Below are 11,912 nucleotides of genomic sequence, written 5' to 3' on the forward strand. Positions count from 1 at the left end.
CCTGACAGAGGTGGTCGTCCCATTCTACGAAACGCACGGATGCTCCCCGCCAATTCGCACCCGTCGGCGGCGTAATGCTATCGTTGCTTCTCGGCTCATGTTCGAGCCGCAGCCACGCACCTCTAGCTCAATTGGCAGAGCAACTGACTCTTAATCAGTGGGTTCCGGGTTCAAGTCCCGGGGGGTGCACCATTGGTTTGGGTGGAAACATAGCCGTTTAGGTACTAGTGATCTGGCTCAATGTCGTTGACCGACATGCGCCCGAATGGGTTACAGAACTCGATTGTGTCTCCCGGCAGGCCGTTGCCCCGCTTGATGAGATGCTCGTCGCCATCGGGTGCGCTCAAGCCACCTACGGCCGGGAGCGGCTACGGCTGCGTCTTCGGGTTGGTGAATGGGGGGATGGCGTTGTCCCCCCCAGTTTTGGGGCTGTATCGGACGAGTAGAGATGAGGAATAATATAAGAGCTACTCCCGTTGCGCAGCCCGATTTTGCGCGATGAGTTGAGTCGCTGCCCTGATGGCCGCTCCCGGCCGTAGGTGGGCTGCGAATCGCACTCATTACCATTTCTCGTATTGCACTGCTGCCAAGGGATCCCAGCTTGATATTTACCGACGCCCACCATTTCTGTGTAGGTGGTGCGGATGCTGCTTTGTGTCTGACTGTTCGAGTGCACAATTCCAGCGAGAGCTGGTTGGCGCGGCAGGCCAGTCGTCGGCATTGGGACCCTCCTGTCTGGATACTCGGCAGCCCCTTCTGCGGTCAACTGACGTCGGTGCCAATCTCGGCGTACAAATTCTCTGCCTCGGCCATGCTTCGGCACCGTGGTGGTTGCGAAAACTTGGCTGCCGCCGACTGGGGCCAACCATGAGTTCGATAAAGGTGAACGACGGGACCGAGTCGGAGCTGACCATCACCTGCTGGTATACGCTTGCCCGGATCCACGCCTGGGGTTTGCGCGAATGGCGGCACAAGACGCCCCAAAAGCCAGCGCTCATATTCCTCGACGATCCGCCGCGGTCCTCGATGCACCCGAGGGTTGTGGAGATTTTGCTCGCATCCGGTCTCTTGGAAGATTTAGGCGACGATCTAAAAGTTACCAACTCGGGTGCTGCTGTCCTCAAAGAACGGCCGGAAATAATGCAGCGGATGCGCTCCGCTGGAGTCATCTGAGGTGGGCACCATCAGTCAGATTGCTGCGAGCTTCCACAAACCTTTCACTTCCCGGGGCAGACGGCCGCTGGCGGTTTGTCAGGGATGCGGAGCAGGCACTCCCGGTGGTTTCGTCCCCGGAGCGTGCTCGGTACCCGGCGGTGGTGCGGCGAAAAGGTATTGATGAGTTTGGTTCGGACGCTGGTGAGGGAAGTAGTGGAATTCGTGCGCGGGTTGTTGGTTGATTGGCTGTTGGTCGCGTGAGTGTCGGAAAAGGAGAGCTAACCGGTACCCAAAAGGTTGCTGTGGTGCTGATGAACATGCATCAGGAACGTGCTGCGCGGGTGATGATGCAGTTTTCCGAGACGGAAGCCGACGAGATTACAGCGGAGATCGTGCGTTTGCGGCGGGTCGATGCGGATGTAGCAAGTCAAACGCTCACAGAGTTCCATGAAATGGCGCTTCAGGGTCGCGTGCACCAGCGTGGGGGCCGCGAGTTTGCCGTGGGATTGCTGGAGGCATCGTTTGGCGCGGACAAAGCGGCCGGCATGATGAATCGGCTCGCCTCGTCGATGGCAGGGAAGTCGTTCGAGTTCCTCGACGCGGCCGAGCCGGGACAGATCGTCACCCTTTTGGATGGCGAACTGCCGCAAACCATTGCTCTAGTGCTCGCGCACTTGCGCCCGGAGCACGCTTCTGCGGTGCTTGCGGGGTTCGAGGATACGGTGCGTACCGATGTGGCCCGGAGTATTGCGACCATGGGATCGGCGACCCCGGAGGCGGTGAGTGTCGTCGCGGAGACGTTGAAACTGCGTGCCGGTGCCGTCGTAGCCCCGCGCGGCCCGATCGAGATCGTCGGGGGAGTGCAACCGCTGGTTGACATCATCAATCGGGCGGATGTTGCTGTCGAACGTGCTCTTATGGAGGGACTCGACCAGCGCGATCCAGAATTGGCTGAAGAGGTGCGTTCGCGCTTGGTTACCTTCGCTGACATCGTCAAACTGGATCCACTTGACGTACAGCGGGTGGTGCACAGCATCGATCCGAGCGTCCTCGCTCTGGCAATGAAGGGATCATCACCGCTGGTGATCGAGGCAATTCGAATGAACCTGTCCGTGCGGAAGCGCGAATTCCTCGACGACGAGATCGGGAAGATGGGTCCGGCACGAGCGTCCCAGGTGGAGGATGCCAGGGCGGTGATCGTGAAATCTATCCGCGAGTTAGTGGCCGAGGGTAGCATCCGAGTGCAGCGTAACGAGGAAGACTATATTTACTGAGGCAAACGCGAGCCTATTTCGACGAGGTGCTCGCGTGCTGGATGCCTTTGTTGCCAGTTGGCCGACTCCATAAAGGAGATCTCGATGAAGGCCACCGCCAACTAGCGGAATGTCGACTACCCGTATCCGACGAACTGCGAATCGTCCGCTGACAGGCCGGTGCAGCGATATGCTCTGACCTCGGGCGTCATCGATTCTGGGATCAGCTTTTTCCAAGAACGGATCGAAGTCTCCAGACGAGACCACTTGGGCGGCGCCGCTGCCCAATAGCAGTTTCGCCGGGTGGCTGTTTGGCCAGATTTGTCTGGATGAATATTTTTTGGCAGTGGGGGCAATCGATCAGATTCTGGTGCACGGCCATGCCGGTCCCATGGAACGGATTAGCCACCTCCCGGGCAGGTAACCCACACTCAGGGCAAACCACAAACACATCCTCTCTGTTGGTACCGTTCTTGGAATATCCGGCGTCTGCATACAATCGGTGGGTGCATCGTGTTACTCCGTTGTTTGAAATGAATTATTCGGATTCGTCGTGCGGTGGAGTCGTCGGAGCACCCGCTTCGCCCGGAGTTCCTTCGGCCCCGTGCTCTCCCTCCGGTATTGCGGTGCATGGTTGATCGCAGCGGCAAGGGGAGGTGCAAGCTGGGTCGACCACCGGTAGTAGCTTTCGGAACCGCCGGCGAGTGCAATCAGCGCACCATCATGCTCGTGCGAGGGGAAAGGCATTTGCGTGACATAGTCACGATCGCGGCATACCAAGTCGGTGGCTTCGTTAAGTAGACGCGACTGCCAGTCAGCAACAAACCTGGGCAGTGGAGCGAGACTTTGCAAGTGCTTCAATACGGGTATGGCTACCAGAAAGACCTGGATGTCCTCCGCCGCGTCACTATGAAGCACGTCGAGCAACGTTCGAAGGTCTCTTTTCCAGAAACGTGGCGCGGTTAGTCGTAGGGCGTCGTCGATGCCCACCATCACCAGAACCACATCTGAGCGAACTGCCGGCAGGTTCTGGACCCGGCCAACCAACGTGTGGAGAGTCATCCCGGCACCCGCACAGGCCTCGATCTCCACCCCGCGCCCTGTCACGCTGGCCAACTGTCTGCTGAGATGGCCCAGAAGTCCTAATTGGTGGGTTAGCACACCGAAGCCGGCCACGCTCCCGCCTCCTAGAAGGAGTATCCGGACGGGGCTAGGGCCCGGGAGATATCCATACGGCGGATCCTGTGCCCAGGGTGCATTTGGCCACGAGTCGGATACTCCAAGGTGCCACAGCCGCATAAAGGGTCTCAATACCGAGTGAATGAGCAATTCACCCCGGCTCACGATACGGTGTGCCCCGCGATCCGCGTGATGTCACCCGAACCACAATCTGCAACCAATTCCAAGACACTGTCGACACGAGTCGACGAGGCGGACGCAGTAAGCGCGATGAAGGATTCTTGGGGAGCAGGCACCGAAAACCTCAAGCTTGTAATCTCAGGATCTCGGGAACCGCGAATGCGAACGATCTAATACCCAGGCTACCCATCGTGACTTGCCGTCACGTCTGGGCGGTACCCCCAGTTTTGGGCAATACTCTCAAAGGGCTTGCCATGCATGTATCGGCTGGAGTCGCCCGGGTCGGGTGTTCGCACTGCACCGCACCGTTACGGTCGCCTCTCGCAAGAGTTTCGGCGGCCCCAGGATGCCCCATAGCCGGCGGGAACAAGTTGAAGCATGGAGGGGTAGCTACTGGTATTCCGGCTTTATTTGACGCCGGGCATCGTGCTGCGCCTGTGTGTGCCCCAAATAGAGTGCCGCGTGTTTCATGTGAATGGTGAGTTCGGAGGCCCACCTTCGGTAGCTATCGGCACTGCCACCATCCATCCCCGGCCAGTGTGCGTCGTCTGTCATCGGTGAGGGCACGAGGGTGACGTAATCCAATCGGCTGCATATCCGCCTGGTTGCTTCATTAAGGAGCTGGGATTGCCAAACTACGATCCGCTGCGGCAACCACGCGAACACAATGTTCTTGTGCAGTGACGGCGCTTTCACAACGACGATCTGGACGTTCTCAGCCCTATCTTCACGGACCAGATCGAACAAACGGTTCAGGTCCCGCGCCCAACTGCGCAAGGACGTCATCCGGAGGATGTCGTTGATTCCGAGCGCAATCACTACTATGCCGGTACGAACTCGAGGTAGCGTGGCGACGCGGCTCACCAGTTCATTAATGGTCATCCCCACCCGACCGCAGGCTTCCACCTCGATACCCCGACCAGTAGCGTGCGCAAGCTGTCGACCGATTTGCCCTACGAGGCCCAACTCGTGAGTGAGAACGCCGAATCCTGCGACGGCGTTCCCGCCCAAAAGCAGCACGCGTATCGGGTCAGGGCCTTCCACGTAGGTATACGGCGGGTCATCCGCACAAGGCGACATAGACCATGTCGCCTGTGTTGCTAACCGCCACAGTCGCATGATTGGCTTGGCTGAAATATGGCAGAGCACCGCAGCCAGCCAGACTCGCGCCGACGCCATCGTGCCTTCGCCTGCAACCATTGGTCCTCAAGAACAGTGTGCCTAGACCTCGGGTTTCGCGGAAGCGAAGGGTCTGTCACTGATAGTACTTTGGGGGATATTTTGGCTGACCATGCACCGCACCCCCTCTTGTAGGGACGCAACTTCTCTGGTAACCAAACGTGTCCTCCGGCCGAGACGAAGCAGTAATGATGTTCCTACTCGAGCTGAAACTGATGTGGTTGGCCTTGGTTAGATCTCGGCGCTGAAGTGACTGCTATTTATCCGGAATGAACCCGCTCCTGGCCACCGCACCAGTCTTGGTGGGTAGCGGCATGCCATCCGGCTCCAAAGCTTCTTGACAAGAGTCGGCAGCGGGTGAATTCTAAAACCAATATTCATTGGAGCTAGACATCAATTTCACCCGCCCGGCTCCTCACCCCACCGAAGGGAACGCCATGTTCGACTCAGCCAGGAATTACGCGTGCACCATCACTCGTCAGATTGGCGTGCTTACTGCCGCCATGTTGCTGACTGCTGCCGTGTTGGTAGCACTGCCCCAGCAGGCCCAAGCGGCCACGAACGCTGCCGGGCAGACAGTTACCGTCAGTCTCGATGGATCGGCCACCTCGTTCATTGTCACGAAGGGCCAGAAGGGTTAGTCGCCCGACTGCTTTTGCTGCAATAAGTTCGGGCGACCGTCTGAATTCACCCATTCCGAGTTCGTGAGCTCCACGCAACAGCGGTTTGGGCGGAAGGCTAGTTCGGCGTGGATCTGCCGATGATCGCCACTGGCCAAGACACCCTCGATGAGCTGCAGGTTCAAGGTGCAGACCACGTCGCGGTGATCTTGGGAGAGGGTGTGGAACGGGCAGTTGCACAGCTCGATGCGGCCATCATCCGTGGTGCGGGGTTGATATCCGCAGCTACGTAGCGTTGCTAACAGGTCGCCATGTGCGTCTGCGCCCGCGCTGCGACCGGTTTCGAACGCCGCCTGATTCACCGCCGCGCCTACCGAACCGGTGGGGTCCCGGTCTACGGAGGAGACCAGCAGTCGGGCGAGCAACGGATAGTTGCGCGGCGGCACGCTCAGGGAGAGTTCCCGCTCGGCACGACTGTAGACCTTGGCCGGGCGTCCGGCTCCGGGCCCGCTGCGCCCGGGTGGGCGGGCGTAAGTGGCGCTCAAGAGTCCGGCCTTCACGAGCTTGTCTAAGTGGTAGGCCGCCAGAGTGCGGCTGATCCCTGTCGCCGCCGCAGCTTGATCGCGGCCCGCGGGCTGGTCGCAATCACAGACGTATTCATACAGGCGTCGGCGCACCGGATCGTCCAGGCTGCCCAGCCGGGCTAGCACGTCTGCGTCGAGCGAAGACTTGTCACCGGGCATGAGCGAATTCTATAACCGAACAGTTTTGACCGACTGGGTGGAGTCGAGAATTAGGCCGCGTCCGCACGATGACGCCATTGACACCGGTGCGGGCGCGGGGTCTACACTCTAAAACTAACATCTATTAGTGTTAGTGGCGCCCCCCGGCGCTCACGATGCGACGTCGCTGCTGACCGGATCGAAAGGAACACCATGTTCACATCACTAGTCCCCCGTATCGCCGGCGACGACGAACCGCCGGATGCCTCACGACACCGCCGGGATAGGAAGCGGCTGGGCGCAGTCCTGGCCATGGCCTCGGCTCTGGCCATGGGCATTGCAATGATGGCCGCCCCGCAACCCGCCGAGGCGGTTACCAGTATTGACGGGCAGTGGACCGTCTCCCACGGTGGAACTGGGCTGATCACCCTCGACATTGACGGTACCTACACCTCCACCTGCCAGGTCTACCCCGACTACGAAGACGCATGGTGCCCAGCAGCCTCCGGCACCTTCCTCTATGGGTCGGGCTGGGTGGACTTCAACGGTGCCGATGGCAGCACCCATTCGTACCGCGTCTCCGGCCTCGTCTCCAGCCCGGACACCATCTCGTCGGTGTTTGGCAGTGCCACATACTCCGCCCTGGTGATGAAAAAGGGAAGCCAGTTCGTCTGCACCGATTGGTCCGTTGATCGTCTCACGTCGGACAGCCAAATCGTGGACTACGACGCCGCCAGCAACCTCTACTACGCCCACGGGTCACATGAACTGATCAGCTCGGGGTCGCTGAATCTTGCCGAGACCGCACCGGACTACTTCCAAATCGGATACTGTGCCGATTTCCCCGCGCCTCCCGCGCTGCCGACCATCATCATTGATAGCGCCACTGACGCCAGCATCCCCGCCGCTGAATCAGGGTACTGGCTACCCCAAGCGACCGTCACGATCAAGGACCAGGCGGGAGCCCCCGTTGCCGGCGCAACCGTGAACGGAACGTTCACCGACTCCTACGGTCAGAGTTGCGTCACTGCAGCCGACGGCACGTGCACGGTCAGCGCCCGATCCACTATTTCGCACATAGACGACACCTTCCACGCGATTTGGCTCATCAAGGACGGGATGGAGTGGGACGGAAATGCCGTGTACGTCACGCTCAACAAGCCGGAAGGCACTGGCACGCTTCCGGAGCCCACACCGACTCCGACTCCGGCGCCCGTGACCCATCATGTTGTGGATTTGGACAACGTCAGCGCGGCATCGTCGCCGTACTGGCAACCGCAGGTGACCATTACGGTGTTGGATTCGAACGGGGCCCACGTCGCGGGCGCATCCGTCAGCGGAACGTTCAGCGGGCGAACCGGAACGGAGACCTGCATCACGGCGGCGGACGGCAGCTGCACGGTGTCGGACTTCTTCGTCAAGAAGACGACCAAGTCGACGATGTTCACGGTCACCGACGTCACGGCGGCCTCCTCGATATACCAGCCGACGGAAAACAGCGATTCCGAGGGTGACAGCGACGGGACGGTCATCACCGTGAAGCGCCCGTAGCCAGCATGTCGGCGCCACGCCAATAACAGGTGATCTCCCAGGTCCTGGACCGGGGAGATCACCTGTTCGAGTCAGGCGGGTCTGTACCTTTATTCGACGAAGTTGTATGCTGACCCCGCCTAGCGATAGCTGGTCAATAATCTGATCGTTCCGGTGACTTGTCATCGACCAGGAAACAGAGATCAGCGATCACCGTGGGCGCCGCCGATTCGGCGGTGCCGGTGCGGCCACACGGGCATCCAGTGGAGTGCCCGTGCGTCAAGAGGCCTCCGAAGCTCTCTGCCGCCTGACTCAAGGGAGAGCACTGTGTCGATCACGGAACTTCCACCCGCGAAGAGGATCACTTTTGCATGCTGTGTGGAATACGGACCGTTGGAGGAAGGCGCCATCCGCCTGGTGGAGAGCCTGCGCCGCTACGGCGAGGCATTCGCCGGGGCCCGGGTCATCGCGGTGACTCCCCGGCGGGGCCCGCGCTTGCGCGCCTCCACGCTGCGCCGCTTCGAGCAACTCGAAGTGGAGTACGTCAGGAGCGTCCCGCGCAACCGGTACTCGTGGATGCCGTACTTGAACAAGTATTTTGTCTTGAAATCCGCGGAGAGCCGCGCGCAAGGAGACCTGCTGGCCTGGCTTGACAGCGACGTTCTTGTGCTCCGACCACCCGAGAAACTGCTCCTGGATGATGGACTAGACCTCGCGGCGTGCCCGCGGGACAAGAACATCGGAACCAGTGGTCCCGGCGATGAGTTTGAGCCGTACTGGCAGAAGGTCTGCTCAGACGTCGGGCTCACCACGGAGGACCTGCCCTGGGTGCGCACCGCCGCCGATGATCAGCGAGTCCGACTGTATTGGAATGCCGGCATCTTCGTCTACCGCCCGGCATCGGGCTTCATCGACGCGTGGCGGGAGGTCATCGAAGCCATCCTGGATCGCACTGACGCGTCGAACCTGGACAAACTCTTTTGGACCGATCAGGTCGCCCTTGGGCTCGCCGCCGTGCGGATGCACGCGCACACGATGAACCTTCCCGGTGCGTCGAATTATGGCATCGCCTCGCACTTCCGTGACCATCTCAGTTCCGAAGGCCTGGCCTCGGCCCGGTTGCTTCACTACCACGACAGCATGTCCGAAGCCAATTGGGATTGGTTCCTGGGGGAACTTTCCCAGCCATTGCCCTACCGGAGCGCGTGGCTGGCGGGGAAGGGCCCAATACGGGAAGTGAATGATCCGCTCCGCCACCTGACCAGGGACGGATATCGGGTGGCCCGCCAACTCCGGCGGCGGGTGTGGAGCCGAAGCCACGGCGCGGGAGTGCTCGGCCGCTGACCGGCCGTAAGACCCTTTGCCGGCGCCCTGGGCCGCGACAAGCTGTGGTCATGACCGGTGCGCAGGAGGTCGCGGCGGCGCTCACTGAGGTGAGTTGCCCAGCCGATGCCGCATTCGCACCACCCTCAGCTACGCCACAGAACATCCTGACCGCCGCCGAGCGCGGCCACTTTCGGAGCCTGCGGGCGTGAACGCGCGAGCAGTGTCACTTGATCGACGCGACGGCCGCCGCCACCGTGGCCGCCAGCCCGCCGGACAGCGGCGCCGAGCCGGCGGAGTCCGCCGCCTGTTGCTGACCCGCGGAGCCGGACACAAACCCGAGGTACGCCTTCACCAGCTTCGCGGTGGCGGCATCCGGGTACTGCTGGCAGGCGATCAGGTAGCTCACCAGCACCAGCGGGTAGTGGGAGGCATCGGTGGTCTTCCGATCGAGGGTGATCGCGATGTCGTTCGCGGCCCGGCCGGTGGCCAGCGGAGATCCGGCGACGACCGCCGCGGCCGCTTCGGCGCTGTACCGAACGAACGAATCGCCGACCTTCAGTGCCGCGACGCCCAGCTTTCCGGCACGCGAGGCATCCGCGTAGCCGATCGTGTTCACCCCGTTGGTCACCGCGTCGACCACCCCGGAGGTACCCTGGGCTGCTTCGCCTGCGGTGTAGGGGAATGTGTCGGCCGGCTTGGCGTCCCACACCTCCGGGGCCACCTGGTGCAGGTAGTCGGCGAAGTTCTTGGTCGTGCCAGAGTCATCCGAGCGGTGCACCGCGGTGATCGCCGCGCTCGGCAACTCGGCTCCCGGGTTCAGCGCCGCGATCGCCGGGTCGTTCCATTTCGTGATCGCACGCTTGAAGATCCCGGCGATGGTGGCCGCATCCAGGTTCAGTTTGCTCACGCCCGCGACGTTGAAGATCACCGCGATCGGCGAGATATAGACCGGGAGGTCGAGGGCCGCGGAGTCCGGTGCGCACGCGGCGAAGCTTCCGCCCAGTTCCTCGTCGGACAGCGCCGAGTCGCTGCCGGCGTACTGCACCCCTCCGGCGATGAACGCCTTGCGTCCGGCGCCTGAGCCGTCGGGGGAGTAGTTGACCGTCACTTCCGGATTGGCGGTTTGGAAGGCAGCGACCCAGGCATCGGATGCGCTGCCCTGCGACGACGCACCCGACCCGTTGAGCGTGCCGGTCAGCGCGGCGCTGGTGCCCGCCGCCGCCGGTGACTCGTTGCTGGCGCACGAAGACAAGGCGATCGCCGCCACAGCGGCGATGGCGATGGTGCTGGCGACGCGTGCGGTGATGGAGCGCACATGGGGACGCTGGATGTTCATGGGTTTCCCTTTCGGAAGGTTGGTGTGCTGTGCCGGCCGTTGCCGACCCGCGACCTACGCTAAGAAGGTGCCGTGACGCACACCTTCCCGAAGCATGAACTCCGGGTGAACGGTGTCCGAACGCCCTCGGGCCTAGTCTTGAAACATGGATTCCTCAGCGCATCTCGGCGATCTCGCTGATTTCATCGCCGCATCGCCGTCCTCGTACCACGCGGCGGCCGAGGCGGCCCGGCGTCTGACCGCCGCCGGATTCCGCCGGCTCGACGAGACACAACCGTGGCCGGATGCCGCCGGCCCGGCCCGCCGCTTCGTCGTCCGCGACGGCGCGATCGTCGCCTGGATTCAGCCGGCTTCCGCCGGCCCGGCCACCGGGTTCCGCATCCTGGGCGCCCACACCGACTCGCCCGGCTTCAAGCTCAAGCCGAAGCCCACCATCGCCTCACACGGCTGGCTGCAGGCCGGGGTGGAGGTGTACGGCGGTCCGCTGCTGAACTCGTGGCTGGACCGCGAACTGGAACTGGCCGGCCGGCTCGTCAGCCGCGACGGCACCGAGCACCTGGTGCGCACCGGGGCGTTGCTGCGCATCCCGCAACTGGCGGTGCATCTTGACCGCACGGTGAACGATGCGCTCACCCTCGACCGGCAACGCCACCTCACCCCGGTCTTCGGCGTCGACGCAGCGGCGACGGACCTGCTCGACCACCTGGCGGCGCTCGCCGGACTCGACGCCGCGGAGGTCGCCGGCTACGACCTCCTCACCGCCGCCACACAGGCCCCGGCCGTCTTCGGACTGGACGGCGCGTTCTTCGCGGCCGGCCGGTTGGACAACCTCTCCTCGGTGCACGCCGGTCTGCAGGCGCTGCTGTCCGCCCCCGACGACACCGACCAGATCAGCGTGCTCGCCGCCTTCGACCACGAGGAACTCGGCTCGGCGTCGCGCTCCGGCGCCAGCGGCCCGCTGCTCGCCGACATTCTCAGCCGCATCGGCGCCGGCCTGGGTGCCACCGTGTCCGAGCGCGGCCAGGCGTTCGCCGCCTCCTGGTGTCTGTCCGCCGACGCCGGGCACGCGGTGCACCCCAATTACCCGGAGCGGCACGACCCGGTCAACACCCCCACCATCGACGGCGGTCCGCTGCTGAAGATCAACGCCAACCAGCGCTATGCGACGGATGCGCACGGTGCGGCCCTCTGGGCCCGCTGCTGCGAGCAGGCCGGCGTGCGTTACCAGCACTTCGTGTCGAACAACGACGTGCCCTGCGGTTCCACCATCGGTCCGCTCACCGCGACCCGGCTCGGCATCCGCACGCTGGACGTCGGCATCCCGCTGTTGTCGATGCACTCGGCGCGAGAACTGTGCCACGCCGATGCGCCCGCGGCGCTGTCGAACGCGATCGGCGCCTTCTTCGGTCCCCAAGAGTAAGGGGTCCGCTGA

At 62.6% G+C, this 11,912-nt stretch carries 11 protein-coding genes and 1 tRNA gene; 8 read left to right on the plus strand and 4 right to left on the minus strand.

Annotated features, from left to right (window positions below; translation table 11 throughout):
- The first annotated feature begins 116 nt into the window (after positions 1-116).
- The 3 genes from ABFX56_RS11545 to fliG all read left to right on the plus strand — a co-directional run bounded on the left by ABFX56_RS11545 (position 117) and on the right by fliG (position 2,429).
- Positions 117-192, plus strand: a tRNA-Lys gene (locus ABFX56_RS11545).
- A 675-nt stretch (positions 193-867) separates the two neighbouring features.
- On the plus strand, positions 868-1,173 hold the full coding sequence (locus ABFX56_RS11550) for a hypothetical protein (protein WP_346233475.1): 306 nt from the start codon (positions 868-870) through the stop codon (positions 1,171-1,173).
- A 224-nt stretch (positions 1,174-1,397) separates the two neighbouring features.
- Complete coding sequence (fliG, locus tag ABFX56_RS11555; RefSeq protein ID WP_428834437.1) at positions 1,398-2,429, plus strand: flagellar motor switch protein FliG; 1,032 nt, start codon at positions 1,398-1,400, stop codon at positions 2,427-2,429.
- 495 nt (positions 2,430-2,924) lie between these two features.
- On the opposite strand, the gene ABFX56_RS11560 is transcribed toward fliG, so the two are convergent.
- Positions 2,925-3,584, minus strand: coding sequence for a GDSL-type esterase/lipase family protein (locus ABFX56_RS11560; RefSeq protein WP_346233477.1), 660 nt, complete (start codon positions 3,582-3,584; stop codon positions 2,925-2,927).
- Between the two features lie 573 nt (positions 3,585-4,157).
- A complete protein-coding gene (locus ABFX56_RS11565; RefSeq protein WP_346233478.1) occupies positions 4,158-4,967 on the minus strand; it encodes an SGNH/GDSL hydrolase family protein in 810 nt (269 codons plus the stop codon).
- Positions 4,968-5,449: 482 nt separating this feature from the next.
- Between ABFX56_RS11565 and ABFX56_RS11570 the strand changes: the two genes are divergently transcribed.
- Positions 5,450-5,587 (plus strand): hypothetical protein, encoded by a 138-nt coding sequence (locus ABFX56_RS11570; RefSeq protein ID WP_346233479.1) that lies wholly within the window; start codon positions 5,450-5,452, stop codon positions 5,585-5,587.
- On the opposite strand, the gene ABFX56_RS11575 is transcribed toward ABFX56_RS11570, so the two are convergent.
- Positions 5,584-6,309: a helix-turn-helix transcriptional regulator gene (locus tag ABFX56_RS11575; RefSeq protein WP_346233480.1), complete on the minus strand. Its 726-nt coding sequence runs from the start codon at positions 6,307-6,309 to the stop codon at positions 5,584-5,586. The genes ABFX56_RS11570 and ABFX56_RS11575 overlap by 4 nt on opposite strands.
- A gap of 192 nt (positions 6,310-6,501) precedes the next feature.
- Here ABFX56_RS11575 and ABFX56_RS11580 point away from each other — a divergent pair, with 192 nt between their 5' ends.
- The 3 genes from ABFX56_RS11580 to ABFX56_RS11590 all read left to right on the plus strand — a co-directional run bounded on the left by ABFX56_RS11580 (position 6,502) and on the right by ABFX56_RS11590 (position 9,353).
- Entirely contained in the window at positions 6,502-7,839 is a 1,338-nt protein-coding gene (locus ABFX56_RS11580; RefSeq protein ID WP_346233481.1) for an Ig-like domain-containing protein, read from the plus strand.
- A 357-nt stretch (positions 7,840-8,196) separates the two neighbouring features.
- Positions 8,197-9,162, plus strand: a complete 966-nt coding sequence (locus ABFX56_RS11585) for a hypothetical protein (protein WP_346233482.1) — start codon at positions 8,197-8,199, stop codon at positions 9,160-9,162.
- 50 nt (positions 9,163-9,212) lie between these two features.
- On the plus strand, positions 9,213-9,353 hold the full coding sequence (locus ABFX56_RS11590) for a hypothetical protein (protein WP_346233483.1): 141 nt from the start codon (positions 9,213-9,215) through the stop codon (positions 9,351-9,353).
- Positions 9,354-9,367: 14 nt separating this feature from the next.
- Here ABFX56_RS11590 and pstS read toward each other — a convergent pair whose 3' ends face one another.
- A complete protein-coding gene (gene pstS / locus ABFX56_RS11595; protein WP_346233484.1) occupies positions 9,368-10,480 on the minus strand; it encodes a phosphate ABC transporter substrate-binding protein PstS in 1,113 nt (370 codons plus the stop codon).
- A 145-nt stretch (positions 10,481-10,625) separates the two neighbouring features.
- Here pstS and ABFX56_RS11600 point away from each other — a divergent pair, with 145 nt between their 5' ends.
- Positions 10,626-11,900 (plus strand): M18 family aminopeptidase, encoded by a 1,275-nt coding sequence (locus ABFX56_RS11600; protein ID WP_346233485.1) that lies wholly within the window; start codon positions 10,626-10,628, stop codon positions 11,898-11,900.
- Positions 11,901-11,912: the final 12 nt, after the last annotated feature.

Origin of the sequence: Parafrigoribacterium mesophilum, assembly GCF_039652555.1 — a bacterium.
Taxonomy (GTDB): Bacteria; Actinomycetota; Actinomycetes; order Actinomycetales; family Microbacteriaceae; genus Parafrigoribacterium; species Parafrigoribacterium mesophilum.